The organism is Arthrobacter sp. zg-Y1219 (genome assembly GCF_030125545.1).
In the GTDB taxonomy this organism is placed as follows: domain Bacteria; phylum Actinomycetota; class Actinomycetes; order Actinomycetales; family Micrococcaceae; genus Arthrobacter_B.
The window spans coordinates 1-19,570 of sequence record NZ_JASKLY010000013.1 but is presented as its reverse complement, the minus strand read 5'-3'; the positions used below and the strand labels follow the sequence as shown (position 1 = coordinate 19,570).

The window sequence follows — 19,570 nt, the reverse complement described above, 5'->3', positions numbered from 1 at the left end:
ACAGAGCACCCCCTCCACCGAGCAGGACACCCAGCCCACCGCACAGGGCACCCCGCGGCAGATCCGGTTCAATGCCTTCGACATGAACTGCGTGGGCCACCAGTCCCCGGGGCTGTGGCGCCATCCGCAGGACCAGTCAGCCAATTACACCGACCTCCGCTACTGGGCCAACCTCGCCAAAACCTGCGAAAAAGGCCTGTTCGACGGCATCTTCCTCGCCGATGTGCTGGGCACATACGACGTCTACGGCGGCTCCAACGAAGCCACCCTGCGCCAGGGCACCCAGGTTCCGGTGAACGACCCGCTGCTGCTGGTCTCCGCGATGGCCCTGGTCACCGAACACCTCGGATTCGGCGTCACCGCCGGCACCGCCTATGAACATCCCTATCCGTTTGCCCGCCGGCTTTCGACCCTGGACCACCTCACCAACGGGCGGGTCGGCTGGAATGTCGTTACCGGCTATCTGCCCTCCGCCGCGCGGAATCTGGGCGCGGAAGACCAGCTGGAGCACGACGAGCGCTACAACCACGCCGACGAATACCTCGAGGTCATCTACAAACTGCTCGAGGGCTCCTGGGAGGACGACGCCGTCGTCCGCGACAAGGAAACCGGCGTCTTCACCGACCCGGCCAAGGTCCACGACATCAACCACGAGGGGAAGTACTTCAAGGTTCCGGGCATCCACATCAGCGAGCCCTCGCCGCAGCGCACCCCGGTGATCTACCAGGCCGGCGCCTCCCCGCGCGGCATCGCCTTCGCCGCAGGCAACGCGGAGGCCGTGTTTGTGGGGGCGCCCACCAAGGAGAAGCTCAAGGCCACCGTCACGAAGATCCGCGACGCCGCCGAAGCCGCCGGCCGGGACCGGCACTCGATCCGGATCTACACGCTGATGACGGTGATTACCGCCGCCACCGCGCAGGAGGCCGCCGCGAAGCACGAGGATTACCAGCAGTACGCCAGCCACGAAGGCGCGCTGGCCCTGATGTCCGGCTGGATGGGAGTGGACCTGTCCACCTACAACTTGGACGAGCCGCTGGGCAACGTGAAATCCAATGCCATCCAGTCCGCCGCGTCGAATTTCCAGAAACCGAAGGACGACGGCGAACCCTGGACGGTGCGCGACATCGCCGACTCCGCCGGCATCGGCGGACTGGGACCGCGGATGGTCGGCTCGGGCGCGGAGATCGCCGAAGAAATGATCCGCTGGGCGGAGGAAACCGACGTCGACGGCTTTAACCTGGCCTATGCCATCACCCCCGGCACGTTTGAAGACATCGTGGAGTTTGTGGTGCCCGAACTGCAGAAGCGCGGCGCCTACCGGACCGAATATGCGCCGGGTACCCTGCGCAACAAGCTCTTCGACGCCGGCGACAAGCTCCCGGCGGAGCACCGCGGTGCATCGTTCCGGCTGCAGCCCGCCGTGCGCTGACCTTCGGGCCGGCGTCCTGTTCTGCCGGACCGGGCATTGACCGGCCGCCCGGTCCGCTCCTACGTTTGAAAGGAACGTCCACCCTTACGGGCGCAACTTTCCCAGCCAGCAGGAGCCTGCCATGGAATCCTCAGCCAATGCCTCCGGAATAGCCCTATCCGCAGACGGAACCCGCATTGCCTGGTCCCGCCAAGGCAGCGGCCCGCCGCTCGTGATTGTCGATCCCCTTCTGGCCGACCGCAGCAGCTCCAGCACCCGGGTCCTTGCCGACCTGCTCTCGGAAAACCACACGGTCTACACCTATGACCGGCGCGGCATGGGAGAAAGCGGCATGGGGGAGGAATACACGGCAGAGTCCGACGTCGATGACCTGCTGGCAGTGGTGCAGGTGGCCGGCGGATCTGCCGCCCTCTACGGGTTTGCCTCCGGAGCTTTCCTGGCGCTGCGGGCCGCCGAGGAGTCGGCGGTGATCACCCGCGTGGTGGCGCTGGAGCCCAGCCCGGCGATCGACGACGGCGACGATGAACTCCTGGTGCTCCAGACCGAGCTGGAGGGACTGGCCGGTGTTGAAGTTCCGGTTCTCATCCTGGCCGGCAGCAGCAGTGCAGATGAGTCCCGGGACCTCGCCCGCCGCGCCGCGGAGGCCCTGGACGAGGGGGAATTTCAGCTGCTGGAGGGAACAGCGGCGAGCGTCCCGGACGCGGAGCTGGCCGACACCATCGAATCTTTCCTGAGCTGACACCGGCGGGCGTAAGCTGGAGCCCGATCTTCGGGCTCCAGCAAAGGACGGCACATGGAACTTGTCAGCGGCGCACACGTCAACGACCCCGCAGTAATCGGGCGGCTCCTGCGGGAGAAGGGGCGCTGGGCCGTCGTCGGGCTCTCGAATAACCCAAGGCGCACGGCGGTGGGGGTGTCGAAGTACCTCCAGGACCACCTGGGCATGGAGATCATTCCGGTCAGCCTCAAGGGCGACGATGTCCACGGCAACAAGGGCTATCGCCGGCTCAGTGATATTCCGGGCCAGATCGACGTCGTCGACTGCTTCGTAAATTCGACGCGTGTGGGCGACATCGTGGACCAGGCGATAGCCGTTGGCGCCAAAGCGGTGTGGCTGCAGCTGGGCGTCATCGACGAGGCGGCTGCCGCGCGCGCCGCCGCCGCAGGGCTGGATGTCGTCATGAACACCTGCCCCGTCATCGAGGCTCCGTATTACGGGCTGTAGGCATAGGGTCGGGGACTCAGAGTTTCGCGAACCACGCCTGCAGGATCCCGGTGTACAGGCCGTAGCAGATGAGGCCTGCGCCCACCACGCCCAGCGCCAACCCGCCGTACGGCTGCGCACTCAGGGCGTGGAGGGCGCCGTCGAGCCCGGTGGAGCGCTGCGGATCGGCGGCCACGGCCGCAACGATCACGAAGCCTCCCAGGATGACCAGTGACAAGCCCTTGGCGATGAACCCGAGGACACCGGTGATGGTGACGGCGTGCTCCCACGTGCCCGATGGAACGGCCTGCAGATCCCTGCGGAAGCGTCGGCTGGCGCCCTTGAAAATGAAGTAGCCGCCCACGCCGACGATCACCAGCCCCACGATCCCCAGCAGGACCGCGCCGGCGGGCTGGGCCATCAGGCTAGCGCTCCAGCCGGCCGAACTCTGGCTGCTGTCCTTGCCGGCACCGAGGGCAAACGTGCCGAACGTGATGCCGGTGGCGCCGTAGGCGGCGGCCAGCGCGGCGGCGGAAGCCCGCATCTGCCACAGCTCCCGTCCGCTCAGGCCCCGGCTGTCCATCCAGATCCGTGAGAACTGGAAGACGGCCAGCGTGAGGCAGCCCAGGAAACAGACCCAGAGCAGGGCCAGCCCGCCCGGCTGCCCGGCCAGTGCACCCACCGCGCCGGAGGAATCGGCACTGCCGCTGCCGCCGGACGCAATCTGCAGGGCAATCACTCCGATGAGGAGGTGCATCAGGCCGCTGGCGGCGTAGCCGACGCGGGCGGCACGTTCAAATCCCTTCGAATCCGCAGCATTTTCCGTAGCCGCGGCAAACCTGTCACGGTGTCCTGTACGAGCCAAATAATCCTCCAAAAGTCGGGAGCGCACCGCTTGTGGCGGGCCGCCGGATACCTGCGATGTCTTCATTTTCTCACTAGTGGCGCGGCGCCTTCTCACTAGTGGTGCATCGCCGCGGCGGCGGACTAGGCTCGGGTGATGGACGCCGCACAAGTGAAACGGGTATGCCTGCAGTTTCCGGGGGCCTACGAGGACTTTCCGTTCGGCCCGGAAGCGTCCGTGTTCAAGGTTCAGGCGACGGGCGGCAAGGCCCGGATGTTTGCGCTCTGCGACCTGTCCGGGGTACCGCTGACGATCAGCCTCAAGTGCGAACCCGAGCTGGCGCTGCAACTCCGGGCCGCCCATCCCCAAATCAACGGCGCATGGCACATGAACAAGAAGCACTGGAACTCTGTCCGTCTCGATGAGGGGCTGGATGATGATCTGGTGCGGGACCTCGTGGAGGACTCCTACGACCTGGTGGTCGAGTCCCTGCCGGCCCGGGACCGCGAATCACTGAAGTGGAAAGGGCTGGCCGGCGGATGAACCGGGACCTGAGCTACCCTGACGCCGGCCATACCCGGCGGCCGTATCCCCAGCCGCTCACCCAGCGCTGGCCGGACGGATACCGGCTGGAGCTGCGCCGGGAAAGGCTCGACGTTCCGGATCCGGCGGCCGGATTCCTGCGGTTGGCCAATGGCATCCTGGACTGGGATCTGCACCGCCGGGCCGGGCTGCGGGTGGCGGCAGCCACGCCCCGCGCCGCTCCGGGGGTGGAAATGTCCTCCGGAGTGGGGGTGGGTCCGCTGCGCTACTACGCTCCCTGCCGCGTGCTGTGGTCCGAGGAACCAGAAATCGACGACGACGGCGCCCCCATCCCGGGGCAGCGCGCCGGTTTCGGTTACGGCACCCTCAAGGGGCACCCGGAACAGGGCGAAGAGGGGTTTTACGCCGAACTGGACGGGGAAGGAAAACTGATCTTCCGGGTGGCGGCGTACAGCCGGCCGGCCAACCGGGTTCTGGCCGCCGGCGACTTCGCCAACCGCGGTGTGCAGCGGTTCTTTACCCGGCGCTATCTCGCGGCAGCCTACAAGCTCAGCTCCGGCAGCTGAGCTGCGCTGAGGGCGAAGCCAAGGCCCAGGCCCGGAGTTTCCACCGGTAGGAATCCGGCGGAGAGCAAAAGAGACTGCGAGGATTCGTTCTCCACCTCGGTGTAGGCAACCACCCTCGACACGTTTTCCTGTTCCAACGCCCTGCGGGCCATGGCGATGAGCGCTTCGGTGGCGTAGCCCTGCCCCCGCCGGGACGGTACAACGCTGTAGCTCACCTCCGCGTCCCCCTCTTCGGGCAGGAGCAGGAAACCGATGGTCCCAACCACCTGCGCCGTCGCCTGCTCGCGGATGAGCCGGGTGGTCAGCGCACCGGAAATGTTCAGGCCCGCTTCAAAGAACTGCTGGGCGGCGTCGTGGTCTGTGGGTTGCGGAAAGTCCGGCGCCCAGTCCGACAGCCGGGACTGGATGATCAAGGCGTCGAGCTCAGCGGGGGAGAGCGGGTCCAGTTGCAGCCGTTCGGTGCGGAACCCGGTGGCTGGGGCGGGCGGTTCGGCAGTCGGTGCTGTGTGGTCAGGGGTGATGGTCACTGAGTAATTGTCCACGCCTGGTTGCGATTTGTTCCTATTTCGTGAGCAACATCTTTTCGTGCCCCGTGGCGCCCAGGTCCTCCAGCCACGCGAGATGGCAGAAGGTGCCCTTCCCAGAGCTGGGAAGCGCACCTTCTGCCATATCGCGGGGGAGGGGAGGGGGAAGCGGGAGAGTTAGCCGAAGTACTTCGGCAGGGTTCCCTCGTGGGCTTCCTTCAGCTCGGAGAGGGGGAGCGAGAAGTGGCCCTGGAAATCCAGTGCCCCGATCTCGGTGTCCACCACGCCGATTCGCATGTGGGCATAACCGCGGGCCGAGCACATGTCCTTGAACCGGACCTCCTCGCTGCGCGCCACCGACACTAAGGCCCGGGACTGGGTCTCGGAGAACAGCATCGTGAACAGGTCCACGCCGTCGCGCTCGCAGGCTTCATCCAGCCCGATCCGCGCGCCGACGCCGAAGCGCAGCGCCATCTCGGACAGGGCAGCGGCCAGGCCGCCCTCGGACAGGTCATGCGCGGCGTCGATCATGCCGTCGCGGGAGGCATTGACCAGCAGTTCGCCGAGCAGCTTCTCCCGCAGCAGGTCCACTGCCGGCGGCCGGCCGCCGAGGTGGCCGTGCAGGTTGGCGAATTCCGAGCCGTCCAGCTCGTCCTTCGTGGCACCCATCAGGTAAATCGCCTGGCCGTCTTCACGCCAGCCCGACGGCGTGCGGCGGGCGACGTCGTCGAACACGCCCAGCACGCCCACCACGGGGGTCGGATGGATGGCGACGCCGCCGGTCTGGTTGTACAGCGAAACGTTGCCGCCGGTGACCGGGATGCCCAGTTCGCGGCAGCCGTCGGCCAGGCCGCGGACGGCCTCGGCGAACTGCCACATGACCTCGGGATCCTCGGGGGAGCCGAAGTTCAGGCAGTCGGAGACGGCCAGGGGGGTGGCGCCGGAGGTGGCGACGTTGCGGTAGGACTCGGCCAGGGCCAGCCGGGCGCCCTCGTACGGGTCCAGGTAGGCGTAGCGGCCGTTGGCGTCGGTGGAAATGGCCACGCCGAGGCCGGTGGTTTCATCCACGCGGATGACGCCGGCGTCGTCGGGCATGGCCAGCGCGGTGTTGCCCTGCACGTAGCGGTCAAACTGGTTGGTCACCCAGGACTTGTCGCACATGTTCGGTGAAGCCATCAGTTCCAGGATGGACTTCTTGATCGCGTCGGCGCCGAACGGGCGGGTGCCGGCGAAGGAATCCGCCTGCAGCTTGTCCTGCCACTCCGGGCGGTGGAACGGGCGGTGGTAGACCGGCCCTTCGTGCGCCACGGTCTTGGGGTCAACGTCGACGATGGTCTCGCCGGCCCAGTCGATGATCAGCCGGCCGGAGCCGGTGACTTCGCCCAGCCAGGAGTATTCCACATTCCACTTGGCCATGATCGCCTCGAACGCCTCGACGTTCTCCGGCGTCACCACGGCCATCATGCGTTCCTGCGACTCGGACATCAGGATCTCGCCCGGGGTCAGGGTGGGATCGCGCAGCAGCACATTGGTCAGTTCCACGTGCATGCCGCCGTCGCCGTTGGAGGCGAGCTCCGACGTCGCGCAGGAAATGCCGGCCGCGCCCAGGTCCTGGATGCCCTCCACCACTGCGGACTTGAACAGTTCCAGGCAGCACTCGATGAGCACCTTTTCGGCAAACGGATCGCCCACCTGGACGGCGGGGCGCTTGGAGGGCTTGTCCGCATCGAAGGACTCCGAGGCCAGCACGGAGGCGCCGCCGATGCCGTCCCCGCCGGTGCGCGCACCGAAGAGGACCACTTTGTTGCCGGTGCCCGAGGCGTTGGCCAGGCGGATGTCCTCGTGGCGCATCACGCCCACGGCCAGGGCGTTTACCAGCGGGTTGCCCTGGTAAACGGAGTCAAAGACCAGCTCGCCGCCGATGTTGGGCAGGCCCAGCGAGTTGCCGTAACCGCCGATGCCGGAGACGATGCCGTGCACCAGGCGCGCGGTGTCCGGATGGTCGATCGCGCCGAAGCGCAGCGGATCCATGACGGCCACCGGGCGGGCGCCCATCGAGATGATGTCGCGGACAATGCCGCCGACGCCGGTCGCGGCGCCCTGGTAGGGCTCCACGAAGGAGGGGTGGTTGTGGGATTCGACCTTGAAGGTCACCGCCCAGCCTTCGCCGATGTCCACCACGCCGGCATTCTCGCCGATGCCGACCAGCAGGTGCTGCTTCATCTTCTCGGTGATCTTCTCGCTGAACTGCGACAGGTGCACCTTGGAGGACTTGTAGGAGCAGTGCTCGGACCACATGACCGAGTACATCGCCAGTTCCGCCGCGGTGGGGCGGCGGCCCAGAATCTCGACGACGCGGTTAAATTCGTCTTCCTTCAGGCCCAGTTCGGCCCACGGAAGCTGCGTGTCGGGGGTGGCGGCGGCGTGCTCGACGGTGTCGATGCGGAATTTCTTCGCCTCGGTGGAGGCTGCGGAAACGGTCATTTATTTGCCTCCGGCAACGAGCGAGGTGAGTACTGAGGTGAAGATGCCCAGGCCGTCGGTGCCGTAGCCCAGCCCGACCTCGCCGTAGGCGGAGGAATCCGGGCCGAAACCGGCCTCGACGGCGTGTTCGGGGTGCGGCATGAGCCCGACGACGTTGCCGGCGGCATTGGTAATGCCGGCAATGTTCCGGCGCGAGCCGTTGGGGTTGCCGCCGTCGTAGCGGAACACCACGCGGCCTTCGCCCTCGAGCTCGTCCAGGGTCTTTTCGTCGGCCACGTACTGGCCGTCCTGGTTCTTCAGCGGAATGACCATGCCGGCATCCTTCGCGTAGGCACCGGTCCACGCCGTCGCATTGTTCTCCACCCGCAGCAGCTGGTCAGCGCAGGAGAACTTGAGGTGGTTGTTCTTGATCATTGAACCGGGCAGAAGGTGCGCCTCGGTCAGGATCTGGAAGCCGTTGCAGATGCCGAGCACGGGCATGCCGCCCTTCGAGGCATCCACCACCTTGTCCATCAGCGGGGCAAACCGGGCAATGGCGCCCGCGCGCAGGTAGTCGCCGTAGGAGAATCCGCCGGGAATGATGACGGCGTCCACGGACTGCAGGTTGGCTTCGTTGTGCCAGAGGCCGACGGCGGTGCCGCCGGCGAGGGTGACCGCACGGGCGGCGTCGCGGTCGTCAAGGGTGCCGGGAAAGGTGATGATGCCGATCCGGACGGCCCGCAACGCGTCGTTGGCGGGCGTTACGGCGAAATCGCCGATCAGGGGCGTACTCAAAATCAGGCCTCCGGGATTACTTCAACGCGGGTGACGTCCTCAATGACGGGGTTGGACAGCAGCGTGGCAGCAGCGGTGCGGGCCTGCTCGAGGAGTTCCGGAGTGACTTCTCCGTCAACGGTCAGCTCAAAGCGCTTGCCCTGCCGGACGCCGGTGAAGCCGGTCAGGCCGAGCCGGGGGAGGGCGCCGGCGATGGCCTTGCCCTGCGGATCAAGGATTTCAGGTTTTGGCATGACGTCAACAACGATCCGGGGCATCCGGGCAACTCCTGTAAGAGAAATGGGTGGCCGCGGACCCTGCCGTCTCACGCTGATTCAGCGCTCCGCGAGCTTGCTCCCTCAGTCTAGCGGCGTTTGGCCTGGCAGTCCTTTCGTGTCGTTCGTCCGTCCGCAAACCGGTGCGCGGAGCGGCTGGCCCGCACCAAGATCAGGCGGGCAACCGGATCAGGCAGGTACGCCGATCTGGAAGCCGCACCGGCACCGCAGCACCGTGGTGTCGAGCTGGACCTCCGGAACGGCAACCGCGTCAGCCCCGGTGTAGACGGGTTCAAAAATCGACACGGACGCGGTGTCCTTCGGCTGCATCGGCTCACCGCAGTGCAGATACTGGGCGTCCGTGCTGTTGCTGTTCATCCGGCGGGCCCACAGCGGGGAGTGCCGGATCGGGTGACCGTAGAAGCGGTCACACTCGGAGCAGGTGTAGCTGATTTCCAGGAACTCAGCGGCGTCTTCGCCGATGGCAGGTTCCACTGCTTCGATAATCAGGTAGTCGTCCGTCCTGCAGTGCGTGCACCACGGGACGTAGGTTTCCGGCGCGGGTTCTGCCGCGCCTTCCGGTCTCGCTTGCGTTGACAAGATCGTTCCTCCGGTTCGCATCCGGACGGTAAACTCCGTCGCCCGGAAAGATAGTAAGTATGCTTACCTAGTTTACGGACGCGACGGAGCCGTGACAAGTCCGCAGGCAGGGCCGTCACGGGAGCCCCAGGCCTGCGGCCCTGGTCCCTACAGCGGCCCCTCGGCCGGGCCGAGCAGGCCGGCAAGGCTTTCCCAGCGTCCGATCTCGCACCCGTTCGCGAGCGAGAAGCCGCGGTCCACGCTCTCGCCGTTGAGCGTGCCGCTCACCTGCGCCCGCTGCGGCCCGGCGATCATCTGGGTGCAGGCCAGGTTGGGATTGGGGGGAGCGAACAGATCGGCCCCCTGGGCTGCCAGCACCTCGCAGGCAGCTGCCGGATCGGGCGCGGCGGAGCTGCCCGCCGGCGCGGCGCCCTCGCACTCCAGCGTGTAGGTGTCCTGCACCTCGGTCCCCTTGGGGCTGAACTCGACGGTCAGCGACGTGGCCGCCGGAGAGGACGGAGCCGCGCTGGAGGACGCCGGGGAAGGTGAATCGGACGGCGCGGAGCCGGCCGAGTCGCCGCACCCGGTGAGGGCAAGGGCGGCCGCAGCCACGATCAGCAGGCTTCGATACGGGGGACGGAACATGAGTGAGACCTCCAGATAGGGTGGTCCCAGCCTAGCCAGTCCCGCCGCCAGTCCCCGGAGGATCACTGTAATCCGCGGCTGCCCGCGCCTGGGCCAGGAAATACGGACCCTGACCGGGGTAGTAATCGTCAAACTCGGGAACGGCGCCGCCGGTAAGAGTGGCGGCCAGCCGGTCCAGATAGTATTCCCAGCCCGGCCCAACGCTCTCCGCGGCCAGCGGGTCATCCAGATGGTGGATGAAGTCCAGCCGGGTGCCGCCGGAACTTTCCTGAAATCGGACTTCCAGGTCCCAGCTGCCGTATTCGTCCTCGACCAGCAGGCGCAGCAACTCCGGCGCGGAGCATTCGGCGATCTGCAGCCGGCTCCAGGGAAGTCCGTCCTCGTACAGCATCTGCAGGTCGAGGCTCCCGCCCCGGACGGGCGTGCCCTCCCAGCGCCCGAACCACTGCGCGGCCCGGACCGGGTTGGCAAAGCTGTGCCACAGCACCGGCGGCGGTGCGGTGAAGCTTCGGGTTAACGTCAGGTCGTAGGCCTGGGGTCCGGTGCGGTGGATCCGACCGGTGGGTTCTGGTTGCACGGCTGCTCCTGAAGAGGTTCCAGCAGGCCCAGGATGCGGGCCCGCAGCTGCTGTGATTCCGCGCTGAAGTCGCGCTGGGCGCCAGCATATAGTCCGCGGCCCGCCGGTGTCTCGACCGGGATCGGGGTGTAGCCCCAGTCCTCCAGGTCATAGGGGGACGCGCGCATGTCCATCTCCCGGATGCGCCAGGACAGCTCGAAGCAATCCATCACCAGGTCGCTGGGCAGCAGCGGCACCAGTTTGTACGTCCACTTGTACAGGTCCATGTTGGCATGCAGGCACCCGGGTTGTTCCAGATCCGGCTGGGTCTCGCGGGTGGGCGTCAGCTCGTTCAGCGGCACGGCCTGGGGCGTGTAGAACCGGAACGCGTCGATGTGGGTGCAGCGGATCCGGCTCTTCTCCACCAGCTCGTCGGTCCCTTGTGCGCCCAGGCGCAGCTGCAGGTAGTCATGCCGGATGCCGTTGGTTTCGGATTTGTAGGCCATGGCCCACTCGTGCAAACCGAAGCAGCCAAGCGAGGGCTTCCGGGCGGCGGTGCGGGAGAGCAGCATTCGGGTGAAGTCCACGGTGCTGCCCCGTGCTTCGGTGAACGCAGCCAGATCGACCGTGACGGCAGTGGTGCCGGCGTCGAGCCCCGCGCTGGCCAGTTCCGCCGCGGTCAGCGTGCGGTGGAACTTCCAATCCGTGCGCTCGGCAGCCGCCGGTCCGGTCAGGACGACGCCGGCCCCGGGATGCCAGCGCAGCAGCTGCCCCGGCTTCTGTGAGTAATAGGTAAAGAGGAAATCCTCCACCGGGTGCTTCCGTCCCGCCGAACGGCGGGCGAGGAAACCGTCCACAAAGGGCTGTACGCGCTCGCGGTGCTGCCGGCTCAGCGGCAGCCACTGGTGCTCGGCCAGCACGGCGGAAAATCGGGTAGGGCTCACCAACCCATTATCCCGCGTGCCGGCGCCGCTGTCGTGCAACGGAGGCGGAGGCCAGGCATGCGCAGCCTGACCAACCAGTTAACCCAACCGCCTAACCCAGCCGGCCTATACCCCGGCCGGCTTGTTCCCGGGCCGGCTCGGTTCGGGGCTGGCCGCGGCGGTCTGCGCGGCAGTGATCAGCTGACGCATGGTGCCGTTCAGTTCCTGCACCTGTGCCCGGGTCAGGCCCAGCCGGCCCATCATGGTGCCCGGCACGGCAGCGGCTTTTTGGCGCAGCGCCCGGCCGGTCTCCGTCAGGTCGACGGCCAGGGACCGGTCGTCTCCGGGCGCGCGGTTGCGGGCCACCAGGCCGGCTGCCTCCAACCTCTTCAGCATCGGCGACAGTGTGGCCGGGTCCATGGCGAGGGCGCCGCCGAGGCTGCGGACGCTGCGCGGACTCTGCTCCCAGAGCGCGAGCATCACGAGGTACTGCGGATGGGTGAGTCCCAGGTTTTCCAGGACCGGCTTGTAGGCGCCGACAACGCTCCGGGAAGCCACAGAGAGGGCAAAGCACAGCTGATGCTCCAACAGGAGGTCCTCGTCAGTCTGGTCCACTGTTTCCACATCCCAACTTTTCCTAATCATTAGTGCACTAATGATTAGCGTACTATGGCAGCAGGAGAAGTCGCTGTGGAAAGGTGCGGGATATGGCTGACAAAGAGAGCTTTACTTCGAAATTCATGCGGACCACCGGCAAGGTGCGGCTGATTTTCGGTCCCGCGCAGACCAGTTCCCTGGATCATCCGATGACAGAGGAGAACCAGCAACTGCTCAAGGAGCAGCAGGCGCAGGAAAAGGCGCAGTGGCAAACCGTCAAGCGCGCCGACGGCAGCTCCTACATCCTTCCGCGCCAGCCGGACTGAGCGCGGATCGCCGCCCTCAACGAAAAAACTATTCGTCGCCCGGGTTCACGCATCTGCCGGCCGCGTACCGTTAATTCATCAGAAAACAGTCACCCGGCCGCGCCGCTTGGTCGCGGCGCGGGCAGCCCGGTTCAACCGCACACACTCGTTCAACCGCACAGGGGGAAATCCCATGAGCGACGAAAAGCAACAACCCACTTCCGGCCCGGCCCGCCGGCGCCACTCCGTGCTGGGAGCACTGGACAGGCTGGCCTTCGGGTTCTTCGGACCTCCGGAACGTGAAGCTTCGCCTCGTCCCGTCATCCACCGGCACGACAGCCTGGAAGCTGAGATCGACAATCAGCTGCAGGCAATAAATGTGGAAACGGACGAGCAGGGGCACCACTACGGCGTCCGGAGGATCGAAGCAAAACCCGTGACGCCCAATCCGGGAGTGATCTATCCGTATTACTCGGGCCGGCCGCCGCTGAATGCGCCGGAAACCTGACCGGCCACAACCTTCCCTAGCGCCCGGTGCCGCCGTACACGGTGGCTTCGTCGTCGCCGTCGAGCCCAAAGGCAGCGTGGACGGCGCGCACCGCCGTGTCCAGCAGCTTGGCGTCGGTGACCACGGAGATGCGGATCTCGGAGGTGGAGATCATGTCGATGTTCACTCCGGCTTCGTGCAGCGCCTGGAAAAACCGGTGCGAAACGCCCGGGTTGGACCGCATGCCGGCGCCGATCAGCGAGAGCTTGCCGATCTGCTCGTCGTAGTCGATGGTGTCGAAGCCGACCGTTTCCTTGGCGGCGTTCAATGCATCGATGGCGTCCTTGCCGTCAATGATCGGCAGCGTGAAGGAGATGTCGGTCCGGCCCGACCCCTGGGTCGACACGTTCTGGACGATCATGTCGATGTTCGAGTTGGCGCCGGCCACAATGCCGAAGATCTCTGCGGCCTTGCCGGGAATGTCGGGAACGCCGACCACCGTGACCTTGGCCTCTGAGCGGTCGTGTGCAACACCGGAAATGATGGGCTGTTCCAAGGGTTCTCCCTCTTGAATCTTGATCTTGTCATCGGGGCTGGGCAGGACCCAGGTTCCCTCATGCTGGCTGAAGGAGGACCGCACGTGCAGCGGGACGCCGAAGCGGCGGGCGTACTCCACGCAGCGCAGGTGCAGGATCTTGGCGCCGGAGGCGGCCATTTCCAGCATTTCCTCGCTGGAGATCGTGTCGATCTTCTGGGCTGACGGTGCGACGCGCGGGTCGGCCGTGTAGATGCCGTCGACGTCGGTGTAGATCTCGCAGACGTCCGCGCCCAGCGCGGCGGCGAGCGCGACGGCGGTGGTGTCGGAGCCGCCGCGGCCCAGGGTGGTGATGTCGTGGCTGTCCTGGCTCATGCCCTGGAACCCGGCGACGATGGCGACGTCGCCCTTTTCGATGGCCGTCTTGATCCGGTGCGGCGAGACATCGATGATGCGGGCCTTGCCGTGGATGGCGTCGGTGATCATGCCGGCCTGGCTGCCGGTAAAGGACTGGGCGGAGCCGCCGAGTTCGTTGATGGCCATGGCCAGCAGCGCCATCGAGATGCGTTCGCCGGCGCTGAGGAGCATGTCCATTTCCCGGGCATTTCCGCCGGTGGTGATCTGTCCCGCGAGGTCCAGAAGTTCATCGGTGGAATCGCCCATGGCAGAGACCACCACGACGACCTCGTTGCCGGCGGCATGCGTGTCAACGACCCGCTTGGCGACGCGCTTGATGCCTTCGGCGTCCGACACGGAGGAACCGCCGAATTTCTGCACTATCAGGCTCATGCGTACACGCTCTCTGAATTACTTCCGGTTGCTGCCCGGCGACATCTTCGGCGCGGTGCATGTGATTTTCTTCCCCGGGGTGTGCCGGGAAGCCGGGCCACGGATACTGTGGCCGATCAGCAAAAGTCTATCGTTGGAGTCGCGGCGGGCCGAAATGTTCCGGACTTATGCACTTAACGTCACGTGCTGCGCTGCCGGTTCCGGCGGCTGGCCGGAAGGCTGCCCGTGAGCGCTAGGACATGCTGCGGCGGCCCTCGAAGGCCCGGCCGAGCGTGATTTCGTCAGCGTATTCCAGGTCTCCGCCCACGGGCAGGCCCGAGGCCAGCCGCGTGACGTTGATGCCCAGGGTCTTGAGCATCCGGGACAGGTAGGTGGCTGTTGCTTCACCCTCAAGGTTGGGGTCGGTGGCAATGATGATTTCGGAGATCTGCTCATCGGACAGCCGGCTCAGCAGTTCGCGGATGCGCAGTTGGTCCGGACCGATTCCGGCAATGGGATTAATGGCGCCGCCCAGCACGTGGTACCGGCCGCGGAAGGATCGGGTGCGCTCCACCGCAATGACGTCCTTGGACTCCTCCACCACGCAGATCATGGTCGGGTCGCGGCGCGTGTCGCGGCAGATCGTGCAGGTTTCCTGCTCCGTCACGTTGCCGCAGATGCTGCAGAACTTGACCTTGTCCTTCACCGTGACGATGGAGGACGCGAGCTTCCGCATGTCGTCCGGATCCGCCTCCAGGATGTGAAAGGCAATGCGCTGGGCAGACTTGGGCCCGATGCCCGGGAGCCTGCCGAGCTCATCAATGAGTTCCTGAACGGCACCTTCGTACACGTGACCTTCTCTGCTGGATAGATGTGCGCTGTGGCTGTGCTGGTGATCTGCGGCCGGCGGGCGGTTCCGCCGGCCGCAGATCCGGAACGAGTGGGGTTAGCGGCCGTCGAGGCTGCGTTCCTCGATCAGCCGGCCGCCCAAAATGCGCTCAATGGCTTTCCTGCCCACCAGCCCTGAATCTTCCAGCCTGATGTCATCTGCGCTGGGGACGTCTTCCACCAAGTTTACGTTGCCGCGCCCGGCGGAGCCGTTTGCCGGGACGCCGCGCTGGGCAGCTTCATTCAGCAGCTTCTGGTAGCGGCTCAGCGGTCGGCCGGTTCCGTTCGGGGCGGGGGCCGACGGCGCCGGCTGGGACGGCTGCTGGGGCCGCGACTGTGGCTGAGCCGGAGCTGGAGCAGCGGAGGCCTGCGGCGGGCCCCCCTGAGCCGCTGCCGGCCTGCCGGCTTCGGTTGGCGCCGAGGAAACGCCCGGAAGGCCTGGCCCTGCCGCGGCTTTCGGCCCTGAGGGCGCAGCGGCAGCAGTGCCTGGTGCCACCGCGTCACCGCGGGCCGAAGTTCCCTGTGCTTCGCGCGCGCCCTGGCGTGCCGGTGAAGACCCGGTTCCCGCCCAGTTCGTGGCAGCCCACTCGGTGTCCGACAAATGGCCTGCGGAGTACACGTCTGCGGGCGGCTCGGCCTGTTCCCAGGCATTGCTTTCCGGACCGCCGGCATAGGGATCCTCCGGGGGTTCCTGCTGCCAGTCCTCGGGAAGGGGGCCGCCCGGGGCGGCCTTGCGGGCACGGCCGGGCTGCGGCGCGGACTGCCGTTCGTTGCGGGGCGCCTGGCTGGCGGAATCCGGCATGTTGCTTTGGCCGCGGCGCCGGTTGAGGGCGGCGGCAGCTGCCGGGCCGGAGGCAACGGGTGCGGCACCCTGCACGTCGCGGGCCGGGGATGCAGCCGGTGCAGGGGAAGCCGATGCGGCCGGAGCCGCCTGAGCAGTGGGTGTGGGTGCGGGTGCGGATGCCGAAGGAGACGGCTGTGCCGCGGGGGCAGGAGCAGCCGGAGCCGGCCTGGATGCAGCCGCGACCGGAGCGACGGCAGAGGTCTTCTGCGCGGAATTCGCTTGTGCGGACTGCGGCTGCGCGGAGTGCTGCTCTGCGGACTGCGGTTGGACGGACTGTTGCTGGGGCGGAGCCTGGACCTGTGCGGAAGCCGGCGCCGGGGTTAGCCGGCTACCTGCTTTTGGGCCCGACTCACCCGCTGCCGCTGAGCTGTCGTGCACCACGTTGACTTGGCAGTCCACGCCGAGCACCTGGCTGACCGCTTTTCGAAGGTTTTCCAGATGATCCGGGCGGTTGAAGTTGGTCGCAGCGCCCTGGTTGCTGAAGGCCAGTTCCAGGATTCGTCCGTCGAAGGACTTGGGGCTGGCATTCTTGCTGACGTTGAGCCACGTTGCGCGCCGGATTCCGGTGAGCGCATCCATGATTTCCGGCCATGCGCGGCGGATCATTTCGATCTGCCCGCCGCTTGGAGCGGCACCCGGAGCGGCACCCGAACCTGCGGGGACCGGACCGTTGGCCGCGGGCTGGTTAGCCTGTGCGGACGGCTGCGCGGCGGATGCTGGCTGGGAAACCTGCGGGCGTTCCGGTCCGGATGCGGCCGGACGGCGGTTCTGTTCCGGAGCCGACGCCGGGGCTGAGGCCGGAGCCGACGCCGGGGCTGCCGCTGCGGGGCGTGCAGAAGCCTGCGGTTCCGGGGCGGTGGCCCAGGTTCCGCCCCAGTCCAGGGGAGAGCTGTCCTGCGCCGTGCCCGCAGGCGCACCGGCGGGAACCGCGGGGACAGGCTCTGCAGCGGCCGGAGCGGGCGAGGAAGCAGCCGGAGCTGACGGTGCGTCCGCCACCACAGCGGGAGTCTCCGGCGTCATCGTCGGGCGTCCGGCGGGGATTGACTCGACGGGCGAGGATGCGGCGGCGGCGCGGCCGACCGCCTCGGTGCTGTCGCCGGCGTAGCTCAGGCGCCGTTCGAGGCGGTCCACCCGTGCGGCGGTGCCGCGTTCGGTCTGGTCGGAGGCCGGCAGCAGGATGCGTGCGCACAGCAGTTCCAGATGCAGCCTCGGGGAGGTGGCTCCGGTCATCTCCGTCAGCGCCGTATTGGTGATGTCAGCGGCCCGGGACAGTTCGGCGCCGCCCAGCTGTGCGGCCTGGGTGCTCATCCGGTTGATCTGGTCTTCGGGCATGCCGCGCAGCACCGCGGCGGCGCTGTCCGGCATGGCGTGCACGATGATCAGGTCGCGGAACCGTTCCAGCAGGTCCTCAACGAAACGCCGGGGATCCTGGCCGGTCTGAATCACGCGGTCCACCGCCCGGAAAACGGTGGCGGAATCGCCGGCAGCAAAGGCGTCGACGACGTCGTCGAGCAGTGAGATGGGCGTGTAGCCCAGGAGGTTGACGGCCAGCTCGTAGTCGAGGCCGTCGGGTCCGGCACCGGCCATCAGCTGATCCAGGACCGACAGCGAGTCGCGGACCGAGCCGCCGCCGGCGCGGATCACCAGGGACAGCACGCCGGGAGCCACCGGAACGTTTTCCTGCTGGCAGAGCCGGTCCAGATAGGCCAGGAGCGGTTCGGGCGGAACCAGCCGGAACGGATAGTGGTGGGTGCGGGACCGGATGGTGCCGATCACCTTGTCCGGTTCCGTGGTGGCGAAGATGAACTTGATGTGTTCCGGCGGTTCTTCGACAATCTTCAGCAGCGCATTGAAGCCTGCCGGGGTGACCATGTGGGCCTCGTCGATGATGAAGATTTTGTACCGGTCGCGGACCGGAGCGAAGGTGGCGCGTTCCCGCAGATCGCGGGCGTCGTCCACGCCGCCGTGGCTGGCGGCGTCGATCTCGAGGACATCGAGGCTGCCGGAGCCGTCGCGGGCCAGCTCGACGCAGCTGTCGCACTTGCCGCAGGGGACCGGCGTCGGGCCCTCGGCGCAGTTGAGGCAGCGGGCCAGAATGCGGGCGGACGTGGTTTTGCCGCAGCCGCGCGGGCCGGAGAAGAGATAGGCGTGGTTAACGCGGTTTTTCGAGAGGGCCGCCATCAGCGGCTCCGTGACGTGCTCCTGCCCGATCACATCCGCGAAGCTCTCGGGACGGTAGCGGCGGTAAAGGGCTGTACTCACAGATAGAACCCTATCGGTTGGCACTGACGGTTTGCATCCCGGCGCCAGGGGCGGGGAAAACCAGTTGGTCCTGAAAAAATTAAAGACCCCTCATGCACCTGCCAGAGCCCGCTTACCCTTGCTACCTTCCGGTCCTGGGGGAGTTCACAGGATGACACCACATGAGGGGCCGCGAACCAGTCTACCCGATTTTTGGACCGGTTTTGCGGGCACCGGTTTCAGGCGGTTCGGCGCCCTCATTTCCCGTCCTTATGTAGCGGTACATGTCCCGCCACTTGGCGCCCACTTTCTGCCAGGACGGCAGCAGCGCATCCCTTCGATAGCCGGCCTTTTCGGCGGTCCGCCAGGAGCCCTCGTTCCACGGCTCTATATACAGGTGGATCCGCGGCATCTGCTGGACCGTCATCGCCCAGTCGGTCAGCAGCGCCAGGGCGGCGCCGGCGTATCCCCGATTCCGGTGGTCGGGACCGATCCAGTAGCCGATCGTGTCGGGGTTCCCGGTCCGGCGCGACGACTGGCCCGGCCACAGCCCGATCTGGCCCACGCCGACGCCGGTGGCGGCATCGGCGACGGCGAAGGACCACCCGGCGCCGCTGGCAAGCCGGTGATGCTGCCGTTCAATGAAGGCCAGCGCCTCATCGCGCCCGGCGGTGGAGGGAACCGAAGTGATCAGGGGAATCAACGGATCCTGCGAGGCCGACTGCACCAGTACGACGTCGGCGGCCGTGAAGGCCCGGAGTGTCACCCGGGGGCGGGTCGCCGCGGTGATGGCTCCGCCGGCTGTCGCCTCGACGCCGGAAGGCCGAGGGCTGCTGAGGACGGGCAGCTTAGGGGGGCCGGATGTTCGTCGTCTGCGCGCCGCGGTCATGACCAGCCTTCCCGTCTCTCGATGCTCTCCCTCTATTTCGGTGCTTCCTCTCCATAGTGCCAACCTCCGACGCCAACAACCTCCCTGCATCTCCCTACATAAGGGCGCGTCACTGCCGTGGGGTGGGCAACCCTGCCGTGAGTAACCCTTATAGGGACACCCTGCCCGGTAAGCACGGCCAGGCAGCGTGCCCGGCAGATAGGAACAGACACCCTGCCCCGGGGTGCCGAAAGGTCCACGGATCGGCTTGCCGGGAGGCTCCCGGGGCGATTTGCGGGCCCGGCCAAACCTGTGTAGAGTCTTCTAAGTCGCCGCGGCCGGGAGTTGGAAAACTTCACGAGCATGGCGGCCACACCACACCAAAAACATCCTGGTGATCCATCCTGCGCTGAGAAGCCCGGGAGCGGAAAGCCGGGGATTTGGCGTGGGTTTCTCCGGACAAAATGAAGCAGTCTTCGGAATATACCGAATTGCTAAAACAGTCCGGATGAAATAGAATAAAGAAACACTGCAGCGAAGAGAAAAGAAAGACATTCAATTGTTTTTCCGAGTATTTCGGATGCATCTGTTGTTTGAGAACTCAATAGTGTGCCAAGTTTATTGATACCAATTATTTTAATTGGTTGAACTGGTTCTTCCGCCCACCCCGTGGGTTGGGAGGACTTTTTTAGCTGGTTTCGAATTTAGTGCA

The 19,570-nt window shown here is 66.6% G+C and carries 21 protein-coding genes and 1 other RNA gene; 7 read left to right on the top strand and 15 right to left on the bottom strand.

The genetic code is table 11. From position 1 onward, the window contains the following. Positions 1 to 61: 61 nt before the first annotated feature. The 3 genes from QNO00_RS09235 (at position 62) to QNO00_RS09225 (ending at position 2,654) form a co-directional block, all read left to right on the top strand. Complete coding sequence (locus QNO00_RS09235; RefSeq protein WP_284024584.1) at positions 62 to 1,429, top strand: LLM class flavin-dependent oxidoreductase; 1,368 nt, start codon at positions 62 to 64, stop codon at positions 1,427 to 1,429. A 121-nt stretch (positions 1,430 to 1,550) separates the two neighbouring features. Further along, entirely contained in the window at positions 1,551 to 2,168 is a 618-nt protein-coding gene (locus QNO00_RS09230) for an alpha/beta fold hydrolase (protein ID WP_284024349.1), read from the top strand. A 54-nt stretch (positions 2,169 to 2,222) separates the two neighbouring features. Continuing rightward, complete coding sequence (locus QNO00_RS09225) at positions 2,223 to 2,654, top strand: CoA-binding protein (RefSeq protein WP_284024348.1); 432 nt, start codon at positions 2,223 to 2,225, stop codon at positions 2,652 to 2,654. A gap of 16 nt (positions 2,655 to 2,670) precedes the next feature. Here the strand turns inward: QNO00_RS09225 and QNO00_RS09220 are convergent, their stop codons facing one another. Next, positions 2,671 to 3,498: a DUF1206 domain-containing protein gene (locus QNO00_RS09220; protein ID WP_229966644.1), complete on the bottom strand. Its 828-nt coding sequence runs from the start codon at positions 3,496 to 3,498 to the stop codon at positions 2,671 to 2,673. A gap of 135 nt (positions 3,499 to 3,633) precedes the next feature. Between QNO00_RS09220 and QNO00_RS09215 the strand changes: the two genes are divergently transcribed. After that, the gene (locus QNO00_RS09215) at positions 3,634 to 4,020 is read left to right on the top strand and encodes an MmcQ/YjbR family DNA-binding protein (protein ID WP_229966645.1); all 387 of its coding nucleotides are present in this window, start codon (positions 3,634 to 3,636) and stop codon (positions 4,018 to 4,020) included. Next, entirely contained in the window at positions 4,017 to 4,586 is a 570-nt protein-coding gene (locus tag QNO00_RS09210; RefSeq protein ID WP_284024347.1) for a DUF1990 domain-containing protein, read from the top strand. The genes QNO00_RS09215 and QNO00_RS09210 overlap by 4 nt, the downstream gene beginning before the upstream one ends. Here QNO00_RS09210 and QNO00_RS09205 read toward each other — a convergent pair. The 9 genes from QNO00_RS09205 to QNO00_RS09165 form a co-directional block, all read right to left on the bottom strand. Then, entirely contained in the window at positions 4,562 to 5,113 is a 552-nt protein-coding gene (locus tag QNO00_RS09205) for a GNAT family N-acetyltransferase (RefSeq protein ID WP_284024346.1), read from the bottom strand. The two genes, QNO00_RS09210 and QNO00_RS09205, sit on opposite strands and share 25 nt — an antisense overlap. Before the next feature lie 174 nt (positions 5,114 to 5,287). Continuing rightward, positions 5,288 to 7,594, bottom strand: a complete 2,307-nt coding sequence (purL, locus tag QNO00_RS09200) for a phosphoribosylformylglycinamidine synthase subunit PurL (protein ID WP_229966648.1) — start codon at positions 7,592 to 7,594, stop codon at positions 5,288 to 5,290. Then, positions 7,595 to 8,371 carry a phosphoribosylformylglycinamidine synthase subunit PurQ gene (purQ, locus tag QNO00_RS09195; protein WP_442860525.1) on the bottom strand — a complete coding sequence of 259 codons (777 nt, stop codon included), beginning with the start codon at positions 8,369 to 8,371 and terminating at the stop codon, positions 7,595 to 7,597. Then, on the bottom strand, positions 8,371 to 8,625 hold the full coding sequence (purS, locus tag QNO00_RS09190) for a phosphoribosylformylglycinamidine synthase subunit PurS (protein WP_229966649.1): 255 nt from the start codon (positions 8,623 to 8,625) through the stop codon (positions 8,371 to 8,373). Before purS ends, purQ begins: the two co-directional genes overlap by 1 nt. 186 nt (positions 8,626 to 8,811) lie before the next feature. Then, positions 8,812 to 9,222 (bottom strand): hypothetical protein, encoded by a 411-nt coding sequence (locus QNO00_RS09185; RefSeq protein WP_284024345.1) that lies wholly within the window; start codon positions 9,220 to 9,222, stop codon positions 8,812 to 8,814. A gap of 147 nt (positions 9,223 to 9,369) precedes the next feature. Continuing rightward, a complete protein-coding gene (locus tag QNO00_RS09180; RefSeq protein ID WP_284024344.1) occupies positions 9,370 to 9,846 on the bottom strand; it encodes a hypothetical protein in 477 nt (158 codons plus the stop codon). 31 nt (positions 9,847 to 9,877) lie between these two features. Beyond that, positions 9,878 to 10,423, bottom strand: a complete 546-nt coding sequence (locus QNO00_RS09175; RefSeq protein WP_229966652.1) for an SRPBCC domain-containing protein — start codon at positions 10,421 to 10,423, stop codon at positions 9,878 to 9,880. Then, positions 10,366 to 11,346, bottom strand: coding sequence for a 3-methyladenine DNA glycosylase (locus QNO00_RS09170; protein ID WP_502863288.1), 981 nt, complete (start codon positions 11,344 to 11,346; stop codon positions 10,366 to 10,368). Before QNO00_RS09170 ends, QNO00_RS09175 begins: the two co-directional genes overlap by 58 nt. Positions 11,347 to 11,451: 105 nt before the next feature. After that, positions 11,452 to 11,949, bottom strand: coding sequence for a MarR family winged helix-turn-helix transcriptional regulator (locus QNO00_RS09165; RefSeq protein ID WP_284024343.1), 498 nt, complete (start codon positions 11,947 to 11,949; stop codon positions 11,452 to 11,454). Positions 11,950 to 12,032: 83 nt separating this feature from the next. Between QNO00_RS09165 and QNO00_RS09160 the strand changes: the two genes are divergently transcribed. Continuing rightward, entirely contained in the window at positions 12,033 to 12,248 is a 216-nt protein-coding gene (locus QNO00_RS09160) for a hypothetical protein (RefSeq protein ID WP_229966654.1), read from the top strand. Between the two features lie 172 nt (positions 12,249 to 12,420). Next, complete coding sequence (locus QNO00_RS09155; RefSeq protein ID WP_284024342.1) at positions 12,421 to 12,735, top strand: hypothetical protein; 315 nt, start codon at positions 12,421 to 12,423, stop codon at positions 12,733 to 12,735. 16 nt (positions 12,736 to 12,751) lie between these two features. On the opposite strand, the gene QNO00_RS09150 is transcribed toward QNO00_RS09155, so the two are convergent. From QNO00_RS09150 to QNO00_RS09130, 5 genes are all read right to left on the bottom strand, one after another. Further along, positions 12,752 to 14,038: an aspartate kinase gene (locus tag QNO00_RS09150; RefSeq protein WP_229966656.1), complete on the bottom strand. Its 1,287-nt coding sequence runs from the start codon at positions 14,036 to 14,038 to the stop codon at positions 12,752 to 12,754. A gap of 232 nt (positions 14,039 to 14,270) precedes the next feature. Beyond that, positions 14,271 to 14,867, bottom strand: coding sequence for a recombination mediator RecR (gene recR, locus QNO00_RS09145; RefSeq protein ID WP_229966657.1), 597 nt, complete (start codon positions 14,865 to 14,867; stop codon positions 14,271 to 14,273). A gap of 96 nt (positions 14,868 to 14,963) precedes the next feature. Further along, positions 14,964 to 18,011 (bottom strand): DNA polymerase III subunit gamma and tau, encoded by a 3,048-nt coding sequence (locus QNO00_RS09140; RefSeq protein ID WP_284024341.1) that lies wholly within the window; start codon positions 18,009 to 18,011, stop codon positions 14,964 to 14,966. Positions 18,012 to 18,089: 78 nt separating this feature from the next. Then, an RNA gene (gene ffs, locus QNO00_RS09135) (signal recognition particle sRNA small type) lies at positions 18,090 to 18,185 on the bottom strand. 7 nt (positions 18,186 to 18,192) lie between these two features. After that, complete coding sequence (locus tag QNO00_RS09130) at positions 18,193 to 18,879, bottom strand: GNAT family N-acetyltransferase (RefSeq protein WP_284024340.1); 687 nt, start codon at positions 18,877 to 18,879, stop codon at positions 18,193 to 18,195. Between the last annotated feature and the right edge of the window lie 691 nt (positions 18,880 to 19,570).